General features: G+C 68.8%; 16 protein-coding genes. 13 read left to right on the top strand and 3 right to left on the bottom strand.

Translation table 11 applies throughout. From position 1 onward, the window contains the following. The first annotated feature begins 147 nt into the window (after positions 1–147). From SALMUC_RS10360 to SALMUC_RS10310, 11 genes are all read left to right on the top strand, one after another. Positions 148–732: an ANTAR domain-containing response regulator gene (locus SALMUC_RS10360; RefSeq protein ID WP_020041971.1), complete on the top strand. Its 585-nt coding sequence runs from the start codon at positions 148–150 to the stop codon at positions 730–732. Next, positions 729–1,904 carry a CmpA/NrtA family ABC transporter substrate-binding protein gene (locus SALMUC_RS10355; protein ID WP_020041970.1) on the top strand — a complete coding sequence of 392 codons (1,176 nt, stop codon included), beginning with the start codon at positions 729–731 and terminating at the stop codon, positions 1,902–1,904. The genes SALMUC_RS10360 and SALMUC_RS10355 overlap by 4 nt, the downstream gene beginning before the upstream one ends. 267 nt (positions 1,905–2,171) lie before the next feature. Then, complete coding sequence (locus SALMUC_RS10350) at positions 2,172–3,539, top strand: CmpA/NrtA family ABC transporter substrate-binding protein (protein ID WP_020041969.1); 1,368 nt, start codon at positions 2,172–2,174, stop codon at positions 3,537–3,539. A gap of 85 nt (positions 3,540–3,624) precedes the next feature. Then, on the top strand, positions 3,625–4,707 hold the full coding sequence (locus tag SALMUC_RS10345) for an ABC transporter permease (protein WP_020041968.1): 1,083 nt from the start codon (positions 3,625–3,627) through the stop codon (positions 4,705–4,707). Positions 4,708–4,749: 42 nt separating this feature from the next. Further along, positions 4,750–6,453: an ABC transporter ATP-binding protein gene (locus SALMUC_RS10340; RefSeq protein WP_020041967.1), complete on the top strand. Its 1,704-nt coding sequence runs from the start codon at positions 4,750–4,752 to the stop codon at positions 6,451–6,453. Next, complete coding sequence (locus SALMUC_RS10335; RefSeq protein WP_020041966.1) at positions 6,453–7,403, top strand: GAF domain-containing protein; 951 nt, start codon at positions 6,453–6,455, stop codon at positions 7,401–7,403. Before SALMUC_RS10340 ends, SALMUC_RS10335 begins: the two co-directional genes overlap by 1 nt. Before the next feature lie 11 nt (positions 7,404–7,414). Then, positions 7,415–9,847 (top strand): nitrite reductase large subunit NirB, encoded by a 2,433-nt coding sequence (nirB, locus tag SALMUC_RS10330; protein WP_020041965.1) that lies wholly within the window; start codon positions 7,415–7,417, stop codon positions 9,845–9,847. A 64-nt stretch (positions 9,848–9,911) separates the two neighbouring features. Next, positions 9,912–10,244 (top strand): nitrite reductase small subunit NirD, encoded by a 333-nt coding sequence (gene nirD / locus SALMUC_RS10325; protein WP_020041964.1) that lies wholly within the window; start codon positions 9,912–9,914, stop codon positions 10,242–10,244. Beyond that, on the top strand, positions 10,244–12,886 hold the full coding sequence (locus tag SALMUC_RS10320; protein WP_020041963.1) for a nitrate reductase: 2,643 nt from the start codon (positions 10,244–10,246) through the stop codon (positions 12,884–12,886). Before nirD ends, SALMUC_RS10320 begins: the two co-directional genes overlap by 1 nt. A gap of 31 nt (positions 12,887–12,917) precedes the next feature. Further along, positions 12,918–13,583, top strand: a complete 666-nt coding sequence (locus tag SALMUC_RS10315; RefSeq protein ID WP_020041962.1) for an SDR family NAD(P)-dependent oxidoreductase — start codon at positions 12,918–12,920, stop codon at positions 13,581–13,583. Beyond that, positions 13,580–15,106, top strand: a complete 1,527-nt coding sequence (locus SALMUC_RS10310; RefSeq protein ID WP_020041961.1) for a cryptochrome/photolyase family protein — start codon at positions 13,580–13,582, stop codon at positions 15,104–15,106. The genes SALMUC_RS10315 and SALMUC_RS10310 overlap by 4 nt, the downstream gene beginning before the upstream one ends. A 135-nt stretch (positions 15,107–15,241) precedes the next feature. On the opposite strand, the gene SALMUC_RS10305 is transcribed toward SALMUC_RS10310, so the two are convergent. The 3 genes from SALMUC_RS10305 to SALMUC_RS10295 form a co-directional block, all read right to left on the bottom strand. Continuing rightward, on the bottom strand, positions 15,242–15,706 hold the full coding sequence (locus tag SALMUC_RS10305; protein ID WP_020041960.1) for a DsrE family protein: 465 nt from the start codon (positions 15,704–15,706) through the stop codon (positions 15,242–15,244). 122 nt (positions 15,707–15,828) lie between these two features. Continuing rightward, the gene (locus SALMUC_RS28200) at positions 15,829–16,974 is read right to left on the bottom strand and encodes a PhnD/SsuA/transferrin family substrate-binding protein (protein ID WP_020041959.1); all 1,146 of its coding nucleotides are present in this window, start codon (positions 16,972–16,974) and stop codon (positions 15,829–15,831) included. 110 nt (positions 16,975–17,084) lie between these two features. Then, positions 17,085–18,578: an MORN repeat-containing protein gene (locus SALMUC_RS10295; RefSeq protein ID WP_020041958.1), complete on the bottom strand. Its 1,494-nt coding sequence runs from the start codon at positions 18,576–18,578 to the stop codon at positions 17,085–17,087. Positions 18,579–18,725: 147 nt separating this feature from the next. Between SALMUC_RS10295 and SALMUC_RS10290 the strand changes: the two genes are divergently transcribed. Then, entirely contained in the window at positions 18,726–20,384 is a 1,659-nt protein-coding gene (locus SALMUC_RS10290) for an NAD+ synthase (RefSeq protein WP_020041957.1), read from the top strand. Positions 20,385–20,388: 4 nt separating this feature from the next. Further along, the coding region (locus SALMUC_RS30410) for a glycosyltransferase family protein (protein ID WP_037371696.1) at positions 20,389–20,743 on the top strand (355 nt) is incomplete at its 3' end.

The following is a 20,743-nucleotide window of genomic DNA, read 5'->3' as shown; positions in this document are numbered from 1 at the left end:
GTTGATCCGGCGCGACCATAAGCCGGGTTTCAGGGCGACCGCCAGCAGATATCCCGGCGCCGCAAAACCGTGCGCCGATGCCGCGCTGCGGCAGGCCGACCGCGATGGCCCCTTTACAAGTGGGCGGGAACGTGGCGCTAAGGAGGTATGAGCGATGCCCTTTCCATCGTCGTGGTCGAAACCGACCGGGATCGCGCGCTGCTGATCGTCGACAGCCTGCGTGACGCCGGGGCGTTCGACGTTCACGTCATCTCGGAGCCCACGGGCCTGGCCCGCAAGATCCTCGCGCGGCAGCCGGACGTGGTGCTGATCGACCTCGAGAGCCCCTCGCGCGACACGCTTGAGGAACTGGCGCTGGCCTCGGGGCCACTCGACCGTCCGGTGGCCATGTTCGTCGACCGCGACAACGAGGGACTGACCGATGCCGCGATCGAGGCGGGCGTCTCGGCCTATGTCGTCGACGGGCTACAGCGGCAGCGCGTGAAGCCCATCCTCGACGCCGCCATCGCCCGCTTCCGCATGTTCCAGCGGATGCGCACCGAACTGGCCGAGACCAAGCGCGCGCTGGAAGAGCGCAAGGTCATCGACCGCGCCAAGGGCATGCTGATGAAAGCCCGCGGCGTGGACGAGGACGAAGCCTATGCCCTGCTGCGCAAGACCGCCATGGACCAGGGCCGCCGGGTGGCCGAGGTGGCGCAGGCGCTTGTCACGGCCGCGGGGCTGCTGTCATGAGGGCCGCGACCCTCTCGGTCGGGTTCATCCCGCTGGTCGATGCCGCGCCGCTGATCGTGGCGCAGGACATGGGCTATGCCGCCGAGGAGGGGATTTCGCTCGACCTGCGCCGCGCCGCCTCGTGGTCGAGCCTGCGCGACATGCTCAACTTCGGCCGGGTCGATGCGGCGCAGATGCTCTCGCCCATGCCGATCGCGGGCGCGCTGGGACTGGGCGGCGCGGGACCGACCATGTCGGTCGTGTCTGTCCTCTCGATGAACGGGCAGGTGGTGGGCGTCAGCAATGCGCTGGCCGCGCGGCTGCGCGACGCGGGCCACGACTTTGCCTTCGACGACGCACGCCTCGCGGGCGAGGCGCTGATCCGCGTCAGCCCCGAACCGCTGCGCATCGGCGTGCCCTTTCCCTTCTCGATGCATGCCGAGCTCCTCTATTACTGGCTCTCCGCGCTGGGTCTGCCCGCGCCGCAGGGGGTCGAGATCCGCACCGTGCCCCCGCCGCTCATGGCCGATGCGATGGAGGCAGGCGAGATCGACGCCTTCTGCGTGGGCGAGCCCTGGGGCAGCCAGGCCATCGAGACCGGCGTCGGCACGCTGCTGCTGCCGGGCCGTGCGATCTGGGAGTTCTCGCCGGAAAAGGTGCTCGCGGTGCGCAACGACTGGGCCGAAGCGGAAGAGGCCATGCTCGGCCGGCTGATCCGCGCCGTCTGGCGCGCGGGGCGCTGGCTGGCGGAGCCCGGCTCGCACATCCTCGCGGCCGAGATGCTCAGCCGCAGCCCCTACCTCGACCTGCCCGCCGAGATCATCGAGCGCGCGCTGACCGGGCGCATGGTCATCACGCCGCAGGGCGACGAACGCCGCGTGCCGCGCTTCATCGAGTTCCACGGCGGCGCCGCCACCTTCCCCTGGCGCAGCCAGGCGCAGTGGATCGGCCGTCAGCTTGCCGCCCGCACCGGGCTCGACCGCGACGCGGCTGCCCGGGCCGCCGCGCGGGTGTTCCGTTCGGACCTGCACCGCGCCGCGCTGGCCCCGACGCGCGCCGACCTGCCGGGCGCATCCTCGAAGATCGAGGGCGCGATGGGCCAGCAGACCGCCGTCGCCTCCGGGGCCGGGCACCTGATTCTGGGCCCGGACCGGTTCTTCGATGGCAAAGTTTTTGATCCCGGGCACGACTGAGCGGCGCGTTTTTGTGCAGCTGCAGCATCGACGGCGCCGAAGACCGGGAAAGATGCGGGGGATCGGAACTTTTTCATTGCTCGGGCCGGGTGCGAACATGAATAACGGGCTCACGATCCAGCAACGGAGCTGAATCGGCGAAACATTCTCCCAAAGCCTGGGATTGCTGAGCAAAGCCGCTCGACCTCTGCGACATCCGTCGCGGTGCGTCAGCGGCTTTTTTGTTTTGCCCGGTTCCTCCGGGCGCACTTCAGGGACGGACACGACATGAAGAAGACCCTCATCGCATTCGCTGCCTCCACGGCGCTCACCTCGCCCGCGCTGGCCCAGATGCTGGAGCTGGAAAAGGACGAACTCACCTTCGGCTTCATCAAGCTCACCGACATGGCGCCGCTCGCGGTGGCCTACGAGCAGGGCTATTTCCTCGACGAAGGGCTCTTCGTCACGCTCGAGGCACAGGCCAACTGGAAGGTGCTGCTCGACGGCGTGATCGACGGGCAGCTCGACGGCGCGCACATGCTCGCGGGCCAGCCGCTGGCCGCCACCATCGGCTTCGGCACCGAAGCGCACATCATCACGCCCTTCTCGATGGACCTGAACGGCAACGGCATCACCGTGTCGAACGAGGTCTGGGAAGCGATGAAGCCCAACATCCCGACCAACGACGAGGGCCTGCCGCAGCACCCCATCTCGGCCGAGGCGCTGGCGCCGGTGGTCGAGCAGTACAAGTCCGAGGGCAAGCCCTTCAACATGGGCATGGTCTTTCCGGTCTCGACCCACAACTACGAGCTGCGCTACTGGCTCGCCGCCGGTGGCCTGCACCCGGGCTTCTACTCGACCGAGAACATCTCGGGCCAGATCAACGCCGACGTCTTCCTGTCGGTGACGCCGCCGCCGCAGATGCCCGCCACGCTCGAGGCCGGCACGATCCACGGCTACTGCGTGGGCGAGCCCTGGAACCAGCAGGCGGTGTTCAAGGGCATCGGCGTGCCGGTGATTACCGACTACGAGCTGTGGAAGAACAACCCCGAGAAGGTTTTCGGCATCACCGCCGAGTTCGCCGAGGAAAACCCGAACACCACCCAGGCCGTGGTCAAGGCGCTGATCCGCGCGGCCATGTGGCTGGACGAGAACGACAACGCCAACCGCGAGGAAGCCGTCGAGATCCTGTCGCGCCCGGAATACGTCGGCGCCGACGAGGAGGTCATCGCGAACTCGATGACCGGCACCTTCGAGTATGAAAAGGGCGACACCCGCTCGGTCCCCGACTTCAATGTCTTCTTCCGCTACAACGCGACCTATCCCTTCTACTCCGACGCCATCTGGTACCTGACCCAGATGCGCCGCTGGGGCCAGATCGCCGAGGCGAAGCCGGACAGCTGGTACGACGAGGTCGCCAAGTCGGTCTACAAGCCCGAGATCTACCTCGAGGCGGCCCGCGCGCTGGTCGACGAAGGCCTTGCCGACGAGGCCGACTTCCCCTGGGACAGCGACGGCTACAAGGCGCCGACGCCCGCCGAGGACATCATCGACGGCATCGCCTACGACGGCCGCACCCCCAACGCCTACCTCGAAAGCCTGCCCATCGGCCTGAAGGGCGAGCAGACCGTGGTGGGCAACGAGGTCGAGGGCTGACGCCCCGCGCGGGGTGCGCCGCGACGCGCGCCCCGCTCCGACCACCTTCCGAACAGCCATCCTCTCTCCGAAGGACCGCGAACCCATGACGACCGTCGATCCCGAATACGCCCGTGAAGCCGAGCGCGAAGCCCGCCGGGCGCGCCTCTTCACCCGCATCAACAAGGCCGACTCCTGGTTCCAGGTTCTCGGTCTGAGCTGGATCACCCCGATCCTCAAGGCCGCCGCCGGCGACAACCCCCGTGCCCAGGGCAAGGAGATCTGGCGCCTGCTGGGCGTGCCGCTGCTGGCCATCGCCGCCTTCCTGGCGCTGTGGTCCGCCCTGGCGCCGCAGGTGCAGACCTCGCTGGGCGCCGTGCCCGGACCCGCCGCCGTCTGGGAAGAGGCCGTGAACCTGCACGAGGACGCCGAGGCCAAGGCCGTCAAGAAGGAGCGCTTCGAGACCATGGTCGCGCAGCGCAACGAAAAGCTCATCGCCGCCGGCCGCGAGGACGAGGTCAAGACCATCGCCTATACCGGGGCGCCGAGCTACTACGACCAGATCTGGACCTCGATCCAGACCGTGTTCTTCGGCTTCCTGCTGGCCACCGTCGTCGCCGTGCCGCTGGGCATCGCCGCGGGCCTGTCGCCCTATGCCAATGCGGGGCTCAACCCGATCATCCAGATCTTCAAGCCGGTCTCGCCGCTGGCCTGGCTGCCCATCGTCACCATGGTCGTCTCGGCGGTCTACACCACCGACGACGGGCTCTTCGCCAAGTCGTTCCTCGTCTCCGCGATCACCGTGACGCTCTGCTCGCTCTGGCCGACGCTGATCAACACCGCGCTTGGCGTGGCCTCCATCGACAAGGACCTCGTGAACGTCTCGAAGGTGCTCAAGATGGACACCCGCACCAAGATCGCCAAGCTGGTGCTGCCCTCGGCCCTGCCGCTGATCTTCACCGGCCTGCGGCTGTCGCTGGGCGTCGGCTGGATGGTCCTGATTGCGGCCGAGATGCTGGCCCAGAACCCGGGCCTCGGGAAGTTCGTCTGGGACGAGTTCCAGAACGGCTCTTCCAGCTCGCTCGCCAAGATCATGGTCGCGGTCTTCACCATCGGCATCATCGGCTTCCTGCTGGACCGCGTGATGTACGCGCTGCAGTCCCTCTTCACCTTCTCGAACAACCGGTGAGCGGCGCTCACGTAGCGACCCGATAGCGCGAAAGGACATGCCATGAGCATCCTCAAGTTCGACAATGTCTCCAAGAGCTTCGGCCAGGGCACCCGTGCCTCCCACGTGCTGAAGAACATCGACCTGGAGGTCCGCGAGGGCGAGTTTCTCGTGCTCCTGGGCTTCTCGGGCACCGGCAAGACGACGCTCATCAACCTGATGGCGGGTCTCGAAAAGCCGACCTCGGGCGAGGTGACCTTCAAGGGCCAGCCCGTCACCGGCCCCGGCCGCGAGCGCGGGGTGATCTTCCAGAACTACTCGCTGATGCCCTGGCTCACGGTGAACGGCAACGTGCGGCTGGCGGTCGACACGGTCTTCCCCGGCATGCCCAAGTCCGAGAAGGAGGCCAAGGTCGCCCACTACGTCGAGATGGTAGGCCTCGGCCACGCCACGACGCGCCGCCCGGCCGAGCTGTCGGGTGGCATGCGCCAGCGGGTCAACGTCGCCCGTGCGCTGGCCATGTCGCCCGAGATGCTGCTGCTGGACGAGCCGCTCTCGGCGCTCGACGCGCTGACGCGGGCCAACCTCGCCGATGAGATCGAGCACATCTGGGAGCAGGACAAGAAGACCTGTGTGCTCATCACCAACGACGTGGACGAGGCCATCCTGCTGGCCGACCGCATCATCGCGCTGAACCCCGACGGCACGCTGGGCGAGGAGTTCCCGGTGAACATCCCGCGCCCCCGCGACCGGGGCGAGATGAACCACGACGAGGGCTTCAAGACGCTGCGTGCCAAGGTGACCAATCACCTGATGGACGTGGGCATCGAGTCCAAGGCCGAGGGCACCCGCAGCCTCCCGTCCGTGACGCCGGTGCACGGCATGGCGCCCGATGTGCCGCAGGCCGTCGCCCGCGCGAACGAGGGCCTGATCGAGGAGCGCTTCCTCGACTTCTCGCAGCTTCACAAGGTCTATCCCACGCCCAAGGGCCCACTCACGGTGGTCGAGGACTTCAACCTCAAAATGGACCGGGGCGAGTTCATTTCGCTCATCGGCCACTCGGGCTGCGGCAAGTCCACGGTGCTGACCATGGCGGCAGGGCTCAACGACATTTCCAAGGGCGCGATCAAGCTCGACGGCCGCGCGGTGCAGGGGGCCGATCCCGAGCGTGCGGTGGTCTTCCAGTCGCCCTCGCTCTTCCCCTGGCTCAGCGCGCGCGAGAACGTCGCGGTGGGCGTCGACAAGGTCTATCCCAAGGCCTCGCAGGGCGAACGGCAGGACGTGGTCGACTACTACCTCGAGCGCGTGGGCCTCGCCGATGCGATGGACAAGCCCGCTTCCGAGCTGTCGAACGGGATGAAGCAGCGCGTGGGCATCGCCCGGGCCTTTGCCCTCTCGCCCAAGCTGCTGCTGCTCGACGAGCCCTTCGGCATGCTCGACAGCCTCACCCGCTGGGAGCTGCAGGAGGTGCTGATGGAGGTCTGGTCGCGCACCAAGGTCACCGCGATCTGCGTCACGCATGACGTCGACGAGGCGATCCTGCTGGCCGACCGCGTGGTGATGATGACCAACGGTCCGCAGGCCACCATCGGCAAGATCGCCGACGTCGACCTGCCCCGCCCGCGCACCCGCAAGGCGCTGCTCGAGCACCCCGACTACTATCTCTACCGCGAGCAGGTGCTGAACTTCCTCGAGGAATACGAACACGGCAAGCACGGCAAGTCCGAGTCATCCGCCGCCAAACCCGCACGGAAGGAGGCCGCGTGATGGACACGGCGATCGACAGCGTGACCGACACCTTCATCCAGGTCTCCGAGGTCTGGGTGCCCGACACCGAGACCGGCGAGACGCTGGTTCTGGCCGAGGGCTCCTACGGCGAGCTGGCGGGCTTCGAGGCGGCCTCGCGCCGCGAGAGCTTTGCAAAGGGCGAGGGCCTGCCCGGCAAGGCCTGGGCCGAGGCGCGGCCCGTCGTGCTCAAGGGCTTCGACGGCTCCTACTTCAAGCGCACCGAGGCCGCGCGGGAGGCCGGCCTCACCGCCGCGGTGGCCGTTCCCGTCTTCGACGGCGACACGCTGAACGCGGTGCTCGTGGTGCTCTGCGGCGACGACGACACCCGCACCGGCGCCATCGAGGTCTGGGCCGACACCGACGGGTTGCTGATGCTCGACGACGGCTACTACGGCGCGGCCAAGCACTTCGAGTGGGTCAGCCAGCACACGCATTTCCCGCGCGGGCAGGGGCTGCCCGGCGGGGTGCGGGCCTCGCACACGCCGATGCTGATGCGCGACCTCGGCTCGGGCTACCGCTTCATCCGCGCCGACAGCGCGGGCAAGGCGGGGCTGACGACGGGCCTCGGCCTGCCGGTCCCGGTGCCGGGCGGCGCGGGCTATGTCCTCACGCTGCTCTCGGCGCGGGGCACGCCCATCGCGCGGCGCTTCGAACTCTGGGACGCGCGCTCGGTCAAGGTGGGGCGCGATCGCGCCGCCGTCCTCGCCGATGGCGTCTGCCAGCGCGAGGGCCCGCTCTGGACCGACGACACGCAGGAGCCGCCCCGGCGCGTCGCCCCCTGGCAGGGGCAGATCGGCAAGGTGCTGGCCACCGGCGTGCCGGTCGTCACCAGCGGCAATCCCGGCCTCAGCGCCGGCTACGAGACAATGGTCGCCCTTCCCATCCACGACGACGGCGAGATCGCACACATCGTCGCCTGGTATTGCTGAAAGGACAGGACATGCAGAAACTGGTCGTCATCGGTGCCGGCATGGCCACGGGCCGCGCGCTCGAGCACCTTCTGGACACCGCGCCCGGCGCGTATGACATCACGCTCTTCAACGCCGAGCCGCGCGGGAACTACAACCGCATCATGCTCTCGCCGGTGCTCTCGGGCGAAAAGAGCTACGAGGAAATCGTCACCCACGACGCGGACTGGTACGAAGAGAACGGCATCACCTGCCGCTTCGGCGAAAAGGTCGTCAGCATCGACCGCGAGCGCAAGGTCGTGGTCGGCGAACAGGGCGAGGTGGCCTACGACAAGCTGATCTTCGGCACCGGCTCGTCCCCCTTCATCATTCCCGTACCCGGCCACGATCTGCCCGGTGTCGTCGCCTACCGCGACCTCGAGGACACCAACGCGATGATCGAGGCCGCGGGCAAGCCCGGCGCGCGCGCCGTGGTCATCGGCGGCGGCCTGCTGGGGCTGGAGGCCGCCGCTGGCCTGCGCCTGCGGGGCATGGAGGTCACGGTCCTGCACCTCATGGGTCACCTCATGGAGCGCCAGCTCGACGAGGCGGCGGGCTACCTTCTGAAGAAGGACCTCGAGAGCCGCGGCATCGAGGTCCGGCTTGAGGCCGCGACCAACGAGATCTCAGGCGACGGCAAGGTGGAACGCGTCCTGCTCGAGGACGGCACGGTGCTGGACGCCGACATCGTCGTCATGTCCGTGGGCATCCGCCCGGCCATCGGGCTCGCCAAGGACGCGGGGCTCGACTGCGGCCGCGCGCTGAAGGTCGACGCCCAGATGCAGACCTCGGACCCCGACATCTACGCCCTCGGTGAATGTGTCGAGTTCGACGGCAATGTCTTCGGCCTTGTCGCGCCGCTCTACGACCAGGCGAAAGTGCTGGCCAAGACGCTTGCGGGCGAAGCCGATGCCTTCGTGATGAAGCAGCTCTCGACCAAGCTGAAGGTCACCGGCTGCGACCTCTTCAGCGCGGGCGATTTCGCCGGGGGCGAGGGCCGCGAGGACATCGTCTACCGGGACCCTGCGCGCGGCATCTACAAGCGGCTGGTGATCGAGGACGACCAGCTGATCGGCGCCGTGATGTATGGCGACACCGCCGACGGCAACTGGTTCTTCGGCCTCATCAAGGACGGCACCGACATCTCGGAGATGCGCGAGACGCTGATCTTCGGGCCGGCCTACCAGGGAGGTGCCGCCGCGGACCCTCTCTCAGCCGTTGCAGCATTGCCGCCTGATGCGGAGATCTGCGGCTGCAACGGCGTGTGCAAGGGCGACATCACTGCCGCGATCGAGGGCGGCGCCACCGACCTCGGCGCCATTCGCGCGCAGACCAAGGCCAGTGCCTCCTGCGGGACCTGCACCGGACTCGTGGAGCAGGTGCTCTCGGTCGCGCTGGGCGACGATTTCGTCATGCCGACCGCGCAGCCGGTCTGCGGCTGCACCGACCTCACGCACGAGGACGTCCGGCGGCTCATCAAGGCGCGCGAGCTGAAATCGCAGCCCGCGGTCTGGCAGGAGCTGGGCTGGACCACGCCCAACGGCTGCCACGTCTGCCGCCCGGCGGTGAACTTCTACCTGCTGGCCGATTGGCCGCTCGAGTACAGGGACGACCCGCAGTCGCGCTTCGTGAACGAGCGCAACCACGCCAATATCCAGAAGGACGGCACCTACTCGGTGATGCCCCGCATGTGGGGCGGCATGACCGACGCGAACGAGCTGCGCGCCATCGCCGACGCCGCCGACAAGTACGGCGCCACGGTCAAGGTCACCGGCGGCCAGCGCATCGACCTGCTGGGCGTGAAGAAAGAGGACCTGCCGGCGATCTGGGCCGACCTCAACGGGGCCGGCATGGTCTCGGGGCATGCCTATACCAAGGGTCTGCGCACGGTGAAGACCTGCGTGGGCAAGGACTGGTGCCGCTTCGGAACGCAGGATTCCACGGGCCTCGGGATCGCGCTGGAAAAGCGGCTCTGGGGCTCCTGGACGCCGCACAAGGTCAAGCTGGGCGTCTCCGGCTGCCCGCGCAACTGCGCCGAGGCGACCTGCAAGGACATCGGTATCGTCTGCGTGGATTCCGGCTACCAGATCGGGGTCGGCGGCGCGGCCGGGATGGACGTGAAGGAGGTCGAGCGTCTCGTCGACGTCAAGACCGAGGAAGAGGCGATCGAATGGGTCGTGGCCTTCGTCCAGCTCTACCGCGAGCACGCCAAGTACCTCGACCGGGCCTACAAGTGGCTGGGCAAGGTCGGGCTCGAGTGGGTGCAGGAGGTGCTGGCCGACGATGCCGAGCGCGCGGCGCTGGTCGAGCGTTTCGACCTGTCGCAGAGCGTCTACCAGACCGACCCCTGGGCCGAACGGGCCGAGCCCGAGGCTGCCCGGCGCTTCCAGCCGCTGGCCGATCTCACGCTGGAGGCGGCGGAATGATCCCGGGTGTCAGCGGCCCGCGTGTCCGGCCCGGCCTGCAACCGATCACCAAGGAGACTGCGTCATGAACTGGATCGACATCGGTCACATCGACGACGTGCCCCTGCGCGGCGCGCGCCTCGTGAAAACCAGCGCGGGCTGCATCGCGGTTTTCCGGACCGGCAAGGACGAGGTCTTTGCCGCCTCGGACACCTGCCCGCACAAGGGCGGCCCGCTCAGCGAGGGGATCGTGCACGGGCAGAAGGTCACCTGCCCGCTGCATAACATGGTCTTCGACCTGAACACCGGCGCGGCGCAGGGCGCGGACGAGGGGCAGATCCCGACCTATCCCGTCCGCCTCGACGGCGGCCGCATCCTGCTGGACGGCGACGCGCTGGCGAACCGGAGTGCGGCGTGATGGACGGCTCCGGGCTTCCCGAGACGCGCTCGACCTGCGCCTATTGCGGGGTCGGCTGCGGCGTGCTGCTGCGTCCCGATGGGCGCGGCGGGCTCGAGGTGCGGGGCGACCCGGACCATCCTGCGAACCTCGGGCGGCTCTGCTCCAAGGGCTCGGCCCTGGGCGAGACGGTGGGCACCGCGCACCGGCTTTCCGCCCCGCGCCTCGACGGGCGCGACACGGACTGGGACAGCGCGCTGTCGCATGTCGCCGAGCGCTTCCGCGAGACCATCGACCAGTACGGGCCCGAGAGCGTCGGCTTCTATGTCTCGGGCCAGCTTCTGACCGAGGACTACTACGTCGCGAACAAGCTGATGAAGGGCTTCATCGGCACGGCGAACATCGACACCAACTCGCGGCTCTGCATGGCCTCGAGCGTGGCCGGCCATAAGCGCGCCTTCGGCACCGACACCGTGCCCGGCACCTACGAGGACCTCGAGGAAGCCGACCTCGTGGTGCTGACCGGGTCCAACCTCGCCTGGTGCCACCCGGTGCTCTACCAGCGCGTCCTCGCGGCGAAACAGGCGCGTCCGCGCATGCGCGTGGTGGTCATCGACCCGCGCCGCACCGCCTCCTGCGACATCGCCGACATGCACCTTCCGGTGCGGCCCGGCTCGGACGTGGCGCTCTTCAACGGGCTGCTCTGCGCGCTCTACGAACGCGGCGCGCTGGATGCCGCCTTCCTTGCGCATGTCGAGGGCTTCGACGACGCGCTTGCCGCCGCGAGCGGCGACGATCCTGCCGAAACGGGGCTGAGCGAGGCGCAGCTCGAAGCCTTCTACGCGCTCTGGGCCGGCACGGAAAAGGTCGTCACCGTGTACAGCCAGGGCGTGAACCAGTCTTCGGCGGGATCGGACAAGGTCAACGCGATCCTCAACTGCCACCTCGCCTCGGGGCGGATCGGGCGGCCGGGCTGCGGGCCCTTCTCGGTCACCGGGCAGCCCAACGCCATGGGCGGGCGCGAGGTCGGGGGGCTGGCCAACACGCTGGCCTGTCACCTCGACATCGAGAATGCCGACCACCGCGCCGCCGTGCGCGCCTTCTGGGGCGCGCCCGCCATTTCCGATCGGCCGGGCCTCAAGGCCGTCGACATGTTCCGCGCTGTCGAGACCGGGCAGATCCGGGCGCTCTGGATCATCCACACCAATCCCGCCGTCTCCATGCCTGACGCCAACCGGGTGCGCGATGCCATCGCCGGTTGCGACTTCGTGGTGGTGAGCGACATCACCGACGCCACCGACACCGCCCGGCTGGCCGACGTGCTGCTTCCCGCCGCCGCCTGGGGCGAGAAGGAGGGCACTGTCACCAACTCCGACCGTACGATCAGCCGGCAACGTGCGGCGCTGGCCCCCTGGGGACAGTCCCGTCCCGACTGGGCGATCCTGGCCGAGGTCGGGCGGCGCATGGGCTGGCAGCAGGCCTTCGACTACGCAGGCCCGGCCGAGATCTTCCGCGAATACGCGGCCCTGTCGGGCGTCGCCGGGGGCTTTGGCCGCGACTTCGACATCTCTGCCCACGCCGACATCGCCGACAGCGCCTATGCCGACCTCGCCCCCTTCCGCTGGCCTGCCACGGGCGCGCGGCAGGGCGGGCGGTTCTTCGGCGACGGGCGCTTCTTCACCGAAAGCGGGCGGGGCCGGATGCTGCCGGTGCACTGGCGCGCGCCGGTGGCCGCGACCGGGCGGGATTTTCCCTTTCGTTTCAACACGGGCCGCATCCGCGACCAGTGGCACACGATGACCAGAACGGGCCTGTCGCCGCGCCTCTCGGCGCACCTGGCCGAGCCCTTCCTCGAGATCCACCCCGAGGACGCCGCGGCCCAGGGCATCGCGCCGGCGAGCCTTGTCGAGGTGAGCAGCCCGCAGGGCCGCGCCATCCTGCGGGCCTGGGTGACCGACACGGTGCGGCGCGGCGACGTCTTCGCGCCGATGCACTGGACGGGCGAGACCGCGCCCTCGGCCCGCGTCGACGCACTGGTCGCGCCGGTGACCGATCCGGTCTCCGGCCAGCCCGAGAGCAAGGCGGCCGCCGTCGCGCTCGCGCCCTTCGCGGCGCGCTGGTACGGTTTCGCCGTCTCGGCCGGCGACATGCATCCCGACTGTGCCTACTGGGCCTTGGCGCCGACGACCACGGGATACCGCGCCGAACTGGCGGGGACGAACACGCCCGCCGACTGGCTGGCCGAGGCGCGGCGGCTCTTCGGCCTTGACGAGACCGCCGAGGCGCAGGTCGCGAGCGATCCGGCGAAGGGCGGCTTCCGCGTGGCCTTTCACCGCGACGGCCGGCTCGAGGCGGCGCTGTTCGTGGCGCCGACGCCGGTGGCGGTCATGCGCAGCCACCTTGCCTTACTGCCGGGGAAAGAGGCCTGGCACGCGCTGTCCGGCCGGTCGCCCGCCGACCAGCCGGACCCCGGGCCGATGGTCTGTTCGTGCTTCAACGTGGGGGTCAACACCATCCTGACGGCGATCGAGACGAGGGGCCTGATGAGCGTCGAGGAGATCGGCGCGGCGCTGGAGGCGGGCACGAACTGCGGCTCCTGCCGGCCCGAGATCGCGGCGCTGCTGGCGAAGGCCAAGCCGCGGGAGGCGGCGGAACAGGCTTGAAGCGGGGGCGGGCGCCGCTAGCTCGCCTGCCATGGAAAAGGCACTCATCATCGGCGCCAGTGGCGGCATCGGCACGGCGCTCTCCGCCGCGCTCGCCGCGCGGGGCGTGGCGGTCACCGGGCTCTCGCGCTCGGGCGACGGGCTGGACGTGACGGACGAGGATAGCGTCGCCGCGGCGCTGGGGGCGCTCGAGGGGCCCTATGACCTCGTGCTCGTGACCACTGGCGCGCTCGAGATCGATGGCGCCACGCCGGAGAAGACGATCAAGTCTCTGGATCCAAAGGCTTTCATGGACCAGGTCGCGCTGAACGCCATGGGGCCGGCGCTGGTGCTGAAACACGTCCTGCCGCTGCTGCCGCGCGACCGTCCGGCGGTCTTTGCCGCGCTCTCGGCGCGGGTCGGCAGCATCGGTGACAACCGCATCGGCGGGTGGTATTCCTATCGCACGGCCAAGGCGGCGCTGAACCAGCTCGTGCACACCGCGGCGATCGAGCTGGCGCGGACACACAAGCAGCTGGCCTGCGTGGCGCTGCATCCGGGGACTGTGGCGACGCCCTTTACCGAGAAATACCTCGGCCGGCACAGCTCGGTCCCGCCGTCCGAGGCGGCACGCAACCTGCTGGGCGTGATCGACGGGCTGACGCCCAAGGATACCGGGCGTTTCTACGACTGGGCCGGCAAGGAGGTTGTCTGGTGAGCCGGCTGGTGCTGGTGCTGGGCGACCAGCTGTCCGAGGACCTCGCCGCGCTGCGCGAGGCGGATCGTGACAACGACGTCGTGGTCATGGCCGAAGTGGCGGCCGAGACCGACTATGTACCTCATCATCCAAAGAAAATCGCGCTGATCTTTGCGGCGATGCGCAAGTTCGCCGCCCGCCTGCGCGAGGCCGGATGGGACCTGCGCTACACCCAGCTGGACGACACCGAGAATGCCGGGTCGATCCCAGGCGAGCTGCTGCGGCGGGCCGAGGAGACCGGTGCGCGCGAGGTGATCGCGACGGAGCCCGGCGAATGGCGCCTGATCGAGGCGCTGGGCGAGATGCCGCTCGAGGTGCGGATGCTCGAGGACGACCGGTTCCTCGCCTCGCACAGGGATTTCGAGAGCTGGGCCGAGGGGCGCAAGGCCCTGCGGATGGAGTATTTCTACCGCGACATGCGGCGGCGAACCGGGCTGCTGATGGAGGGCGACGACCCGGCCGGCGGGCAGTGGAATTACGACAGCGAGAACCGCAAGCCGCCGCCGGAGGGCATCGACTTCGGCGGGCCGATGCAGTTCACGCCGGACGAGACGGTCGAGGAGGTGCTCGATCTCGTGGAGGCGAAATTCCCGAACAATTTCGGTGATTTGCGGCCGTTCCACTACGCCACGGATCCGGCTCAGGCGCGCCGCGCGCTGGCGCATTTCATCAAGAATGCGCTGCCGAAATTCGGCGACTACCAGGACGCGATGCTGCGCGAGAACGCGCATCTCTACCACGCGGTTCTGTCGCCTTATCTGAACATCGGGCTGCTCTCGCCGATGGAGGTCTGCCGCGCGACGGAGGAGGCTTGGCGCGATGGAACGGCGCCCTTGAACGCGGTTGAAGGGTTCATTCGGCAGATCATCGGGTGGCGGGAGTACATTCGGGGGATCTATTTCCTGCAGGGGCCGGAGTATGCGCGGCGCAATGCGCTGAACCACCAGAGGAGCCTGCCGGGGCTGTTCTGGGGCGGGGAAACGCGGATGAATTGCCTGTCGCACGCGGTGGATCAGACCCGCGAACATGCCTATGCGCACCACATCCAGCGGCTCATGGTGACGGGGAATTTCTCTTTGATTTCAGGGCTTAACCCGCAGCAGGTGCATGAGTGGTACATGGCCAGCTACGTGGATGCCTTCGAGTGGGTGATGACGGCCAACACCATCGGGATGACGCAGTTCGCGGACGGGGGAATCGTCGCGTCGAAGCCCTATGTCTCGTCGGGGAACTACATCGACCGGATGTCGGATTACTGCCGCGACTGCCATTACAGCGTGAAGGCCAAGACCGGCGAAAATGCCTGTCCTTTCAACCTGTTGTATTGGCATTTCCTCGACCGGCACCGGGACAGGTTCGAGGAGAATCCGCGCATGGCGCAGATGTATCGCACCTGGGACCGCATGAACGAGGACAAGCGCGAGACGGTGCTGCGCGAGGCGGGCGAGTTCCTCGACAGGATGAGCGCGGGCGAGACCGTGTGAGGTGGCTCATGTACGGGTCGTACGGGGTTTTCGTACGGTTCGGACAGGCCCCCGAGGCCGAACCGTACGGTTCGCGCCACGAGGGGCGCCGGGCGGCCGGTCGGGGCGGATTCCGGACCCGCCCCGCGACCCGTTTCAGGGCTTGATGTAGGTGTAGCCCTGCTGCTGGAGCTTCGACAACTCGGCCACGCCCGAGGGGACGATGTCCTCTTCCCAGACGTCGTAGAGATCGTTCGAATAGTCGATGTTCCGGCCCTTGAGGGTATTGGCGCAGACGTTGAAGCCGACGTTCTGCGACTTGAGCGAGCCGACCGAGGTCTGCAGGCGGTCGTCCTCCTTGGCGGCCATGAGCAGGCCGAGGCCGTTGCCGTGCATCACCACCTTCACCTCGAGGTTCTCGGCGCCGACGGCGTTGATGTGGTTCTGGATGTTGCGCAGCGCGCCCTTGTAGGACTTGTTGTCGTCGCCGCCGTTGTAGTTGATGTGATAGACCACCTTCTGCTTGTCGTAGCCCGCGCCCTGCGCGGAGACCTGCGGTGCCGTGGCGGCCAAGGCCGTTCCGGCCAGGGCGACCATCGCGAAAATGCGTCTCGAAATCATCTCGGTTCCTCCCATTCCTTGCACGGGCAGAGCGCCCGGTCGGAACACGGTGGCACGGGGCGGGCGAGGTGCGAACCGGCCGAAACCCGTGATTTCTGCCCGAAAACGACCCCGGGAAAACCCTAGGTCGGGTCCGGATCTCTGCTTCCGCGCACCATGTTGCCCGCGACGCTGACGAGTTGTGCAGCGCTGCGCACATCGAACTTGTGCAGCAGGTTCGAGCGGTGGAACTCGACGGTCTTGGGACTGATGCCCAGATCGGTTGCGATTTCCTTGCTGGAGAGGCCGCGGCTCACCAGGGTCAGCACCTGCCGTTCGCGGCGGGTGAGGCTGACCTCGGGCAGGGCGTCGGCGGCCGCGCCACGGGGCAGGGGCAGGGCCGGCAGGCGGTGGCGGAAGCGCAGCGCCAGCAGGGCCAGCAGCCCGAGCGTCACCAGCGCCGCGGCGGCCCAGGGGGCGAGGGCGCGCGCGGGGCCGGGGGCGGGCTGGACCGCGGCGGTGTAGGCGTCGAGCAGGCGGCGCACGGGCAGGTAGCTGACCGGGGCGCGCCAGATGTCGGTGAGCTCGCTTTCGGCGCTTTGCAGCAGGGCGAGCGCGACGGCATCGACAAGCGCGTCGTCGGTGCCCGAGACGGCGGCGAAGGGCCATTCGGGCCAGAGCCGGGTGCTGACCGCGTCGGGATGGGTGTAGCTGGCGCCGGGGTCCAGCGTCTCGATGGCGTCGGGGTCGAGCCGGCCCTCGCGGATCATGCCCTCGATCAGCCCGCTGCGGACGATGCCGATGTCGGCGTCACCCGCCAGCACCGCCTCGACCACGCGGTCCATCGGGAAGCCGAGGTGCACGATCTCGGAGGGCGCAGCGCGCAGGTCGATGCCCTGTTCGCGCGCCTCGTACCAGGCGGTCTGGAAGCCGCCGAAGGCGCGCGGGCTGACTGCCGCGAGCCGGATGCCCGCGACGTCGGAGTAGGAATCGAGCCCGCTGCCCCGGCGGGCGACCAGCACGCTGCCGAAGGCGGTGGCGCGACTGCCGTCCGAGAGGCGCCGGGCGCGGGTGGCCAGCACGCTCATCGGGTAGGTCTCGGCAAGGGTGAGGTAGTGGCCGGGGTTGGTGGCGAGGAACTGGATCGCGCCGGTCTCGATCAGCAGGGCGGCCGAGCTGAGCGTCACCGGCACCAGCCGCACCGTGCGGCCGCCGAGACGATCCGAGAGGTAGCGCGCGAGAGGCTGCCAGTCGTTATGCGCGCTGTCCCAGCCGCGATAGGCCAGCACGCCGAGGCGCAGCTCGTCGGCCTCGGCCTCGTCCTGGGCTGCGGCCTGTTGCGGGGCGAGCGCCCAGAGCAGGCAGAGCGCGGCCGCCAGCAGGCCGCCGCGCAGCCGGGTCAGTTGTCCGCAGACTCCTCGCCCGCGGAGTCCGCCTGCTGGTCCGATCCGGTCCCGTCGCCTTCGGCCTCCGCGTCGTCGGTCTGCACCGGCGTGTCGGTGGTCAGCACTCCGTTGACCCATTCGCCCGTGGTCTCCTCCCCACTGGCATAGCGCATGGTGCCTTCGCCCTGGCGCTTGCCGTCCGCGAACATGCCCTCGTAGACATCTCCGTTGGCGTAGGTCGCGACGCCCTGGCCGCTGATCTCGCCGTTCTCCCATTCCCCTTCATAGCGGAATCCGTCGGGCATGACGATGGTGCCGCGCCCGTGGCGCTGGCCGTCGCGGAACGCGCCCTCGTAGACGGTGCCGTCGGGGTAGGTGGCGGTGCCCTGGCCGTGGCGCTGGCCGTCCTGCCATTCGCCTTCGTAGCGGTAGCCGTCGGGATAGGTCATGACGCCCTGTCCCTCGTTGCGGGCGTTCTCGAATTCGCCCTCGTAGACGAGGCCGTTGGCATAGACCGCGCGGCCCGAGCCCTCGATCACGCCGTCGACCCAGTCGCCCTCGTAGGTGGAGCCGTCGGGGTAGGTGATCTTGCCCACGCCGTTGGCGAGATCGCCGACGAATTCGCCCTCGTAGACCGAGCCGTCGGGGTAGGTCACGGTGCCCTGTCCCTCGATCTGGCCCGAGACCCATTCGCCGGAATAGCGGTAGCCGTCCTGCCCGGTGAAGGTGCCCTGCCCGTGGCGCTGGTCGTTCTCGAAGTGGCCCTCGTAGACGTCGCCGTTGGCATAGGTGACCTTGCCTTCGCCGTCGCGGCGACCCTCGACCAGTTCGCCCTCGTAGACGTCGCCGTTGGGCTGGGTGAGCGTGCCGACGCCGTCGATCTGGCCCTCGCGCCACATGCCCTCGTAGACGAGGCCGTCGGCCATCTCGAGCTTGCCGCGGCCGTCTCGCAGGCCGTTGGCGACGCGGCCCTCGTAGACCGAGCCGTCGGGGTAGGTGATGGTGGCGTTGCCTTCCTTGACGCCGTTCACCCAGTCGCCCTCGTAGGTGTAGCCGTTGGGCGAGGTCATGGTGCCGCGCCCGTGGTGCAGGGCGTTGCGGAAGTTGCCCTCGTAGCGGACGCCGTTGGCGTAGACCGCGACGCCCTTGCCGGTGATCTTGCCGTCGCGCCAGAGCCCCTCGTAGGTGCCGCCGTCGGCAAAGACGATGCGGCCGGCGCCCTCGGGCTTGCCCTTGGCGAACTGGCCCTCGTAGACCGAGCCGTTGGGGAAGCGCGCGACGCCCTCGCCGCGGATCTCGCCCTCGACCCAGTCGCCTTCGTACTCGTAGCCGTTGGGCAGCCGGTAGGTGCCGGTGCCGTGCTGCAGCCCGTCCTGGAAGGTGCCCTCGTAGACGCCGCCGTCGTCGTACTGCTTGGTGACGATGTCTTCATCGTCCTCCTGCGCCAGCGCGACGCCCGCCAGCGCCAGCAGCGCTGCCGTCGCGACGGCTCTGCCTGCGATCTTCATGCCCGATCCTTGCCGCAATGCCATCTCCTGCTGCGCGAAACGTAAACAACGGCCTGTGCAGGGGCAATCTCTTTTGCCCGGCGGTGCTTTTCCTCGGGCGTGGTTCTGCTATGTCGGCACCGGATGTGACCGAGAAGGACAAGGGCCATGGCCGACAGGTTCCGCCTGACCATCGCGCAGTACAATCCCATCGTGGGCGACCTGGCCGGCAATGCCGCCCGGGCCCGCGAGGCCTGGGAGGCGGGCAAGGCGGCGGGCGCCGACATGGTGGCGCTGCCCGAGATGTTCGTGGCGGGCTACAACCCGCAGGACCTGCCGATGAAGCACACCTTCACGCTGGACTGCATGGAGACGGTGCGGAACCTGGCGGCGGACTGCGCCGACGGGCCGACGCTGGCGGTGGGCAGCCCCTGGATCGAGGGCACCGAGCTTTTCAACGCCTACTGCATCTGCACCGGCGGCAAGGTGGTCACGACGGTCTTCAAGCATCACCTGCCCAACTACAACGTCTTCGACGAGCTGCGGATCTTCGACAGCGGCGAGATCGGCGGGCCCTACGCGGTGGGCAACACGCGGCTGGGCAGCCCGATCTGCGAGGATGCCTGGTACGAGGACGTGGCCGAGACGCTGGCCGAGACCGGGGCCGAGTTCCTGCTGGTGCCGAACGGCTCGCCCTACTTCCGCAACAAGTACGAGACGCGGCTCAACAAGATGATCGCCCGCGTGGTCGAGACCGGGCTGCCGCTGATCTACCTCAACATGGTGGGCGGACAGGACGACCAGGTCTTCGACGGCGGCTCCTTCGTGCTGAACCCGCACGGGGCGGTGGCGCTGCAGCTGCCGGTCTTCGAGGAGGCCGTGGCGCATGTCGACCTCGAGCGCACCGACGAAGGCTGGCGCGCGCTGGAGGGCGACTTCACCGTGCACCCCGACGCGATGGAGCAGGACTATCACGCGATGGTTCTGGCGCTGCGCGACTACTGCCGCAAGACGGGCTTCGGCAAGGTGCTGCTGGGCCTTTCGGGCGGCGTGGATTCGGCGCTGGTGGCGACCATCGCGGTGGATGCGCTGGGCGCCGGGAACGTGCGCTGCGTGATGCTGCCCTCGGAATACACCTCGGAGCATTCGCTGGAGGACGCCAAGGCGGCGGCGGAGAACCTCGGGTGCCACTACGATTTCGTGCCCATCGGGCCGGGCCGTGACGCGATCACCGAGACGCTGGCGCCGCTCTTCGAGGGGCGCGAGCCCGACGTGACCGAGGAGAACATCCAGTCGCGCCTGCGCGGGCTGCTGCTGATGGCGATGTCGAACAAGTTCGGGGAGATGCTGCTGACCACCGGCAACAAGTCCGAGGTGGCGGTGGGCTATGCCACGATCTACGGCGACATGGCGGGCGGCTACAACCCGATCAAGGACCTCTACAAGACGCGGGTCTTCGACATCTGCCGCTGGCGCAACGACAATCACCGTCCCTGGATGCAGGGCGGCGATGGCGCGGTGATCCCCGAGCGGATCATCTCGAAGCCGCCCTCGGCCGAGCTGCGCGCCGACCAGAAGGACAGCGACTCGCTGCCCGACTACCCGGTGCTGGACGGCATCCTGCAGATCCTCGTGGACGACGACGGCTCGATCGCCGACTGCGTGGCGGCGGGCCATTCGCGCTCCGATGCCAAGAAGATCGAGCACCTGCTCTACATCTCGGAATACAAGCGCTTCCAGGCGGCGCCGGGGGCGCGGCTGTCGAAGCGGGCCTTCTGGCTGGACCGGCGCTACCCGGTGGTGAACCGCTGGCGCGACGAAAGCTGAGGCGATGGGCGCCTCGGTCCTCTTCGTCGTCCCGCGGTTCCACACAAACCTCTTCTTCGCGACCCGCACGCTGGTCGAGGCCGGGCACCGGGTGACGGTGCTGGCCGCCGAGGCCGTCGAGATGGAGGATCATCGCCACGTCGCGCCGCGGGTCATGGGCCGCGATCCCGCGCGGGCCGAGGTGCGCGCGGCGCTGGAGGCCGCGCAGCCGGACCTGGTCCTGCTGCGCAACGCGGGCGGCCTGTCGGACCGTGTCGCGCGCGAGGGCCGGCGCATGGGCCTGCGGGTCGTGGGCTACGACCTCAAGCCGATGACGCGCCGCCGCAGCCTGCGCAAGCGGCTGTCGCTGCGCCTGCGGT

The sequence above is a fragment of the Salipiger mucosus DSM 16094 genome (genome assembly GCF_000442255.1).
GTDB lineage: Bacteria > Pseudomonadota > Alphaproteobacteria > Rhodobacterales > Rhodobacteraceae > Salipiger > Salipiger mucosus.
This window is presented reverse-complemented; position numbering and strand designations above follow the sequence as displayed.

Coding starts and splice junctions, on each gene's coding strand:
- nirD (WP_020041964.1), top strand. CDS start 9,912: ATGAACTGGATCGACATCGGTCACATCGACGACGTGCCCCTGCGCGGC.
- SALMUC_RS10360 (WP_020041971.1), top strand. CDS start 148: ATGAGCGATGCCCTTTCCATCGTCGTGGTCGAAACCGACCGGGATCGC.
- SALMUC_RS10350 (WP_020041969.1), top strand. CDS start 2,172: ATGAAGAAGACCCTCATCGCATTCGCTGCCTCCACGGCGCTCACCTCG.
- SALMUC_RS10290 (WP_020041957.1), top strand. CDS start 18,726: ATGGCCGACAGGTTCCGCCTGACCATCGCGCAGTACAATCCCATCGTG.
- nirB (WP_020041965.1), top strand. CDS start 7,415: ATGCAGAAACTGGTCGTCATCGGTGCCGGCATGGCCACGGGCCGCGCG.
- SALMUC_RS10320 (WP_020041963.1), top strand. CDS start 10,244: ATGGACGGCTCCGGGCTTCCCGAGACGCGCTCGACCTGCGCCTATTGC.
- SALMUC_RS10345 (WP_020041968.1), top strand. CDS start 3,625: ATGACGACCGTCGATCCCGAATACGCCCGTGAAGCCGAGCGCGAAGCC.
- SALMUC_RS10315 (WP_020041962.1), top strand. CDS start 12,918: ATGGAAAAGGCACTCATCATCGGCGCCAGTGGCGGCATCGGCACGGCG.
- SALMUC_RS10335 (WP_020041966.1), top strand. CDS start 6,453: ATGGACACGGCGATCGACAGCGTGACCGACACCTTCATCCAGGTCTCC.
- SALMUC_RS10295 (WP_020041958.1), bottom strand. CDS start 18,578: ATGAAGATCGCAGGCAGAGCCGTCGCGACGGCAGCGCTGCTGGCGCTG.
- SALMUC_RS10340 (WP_020041967.1), top strand. CDS start 4,750: ATGAGCATCCTCAAGTTCGACAATGTCTCCAAGAGCTTCGGCCAGGGC.
- SALMUC_RS10355 (WP_020041970.1), top strand. CDS start 729: ATGAGGGCCGCGACCCTCTCGGTCGGGTTCATCCCGCTGGTCGATGCC.
- SALMUC_RS10305 (WP_020041960.1), bottom strand. CDS start 15,706: ATGATTTCGAGACGCATTTTCGCGATGGTCGCCCTGGCCGGAACGGCC.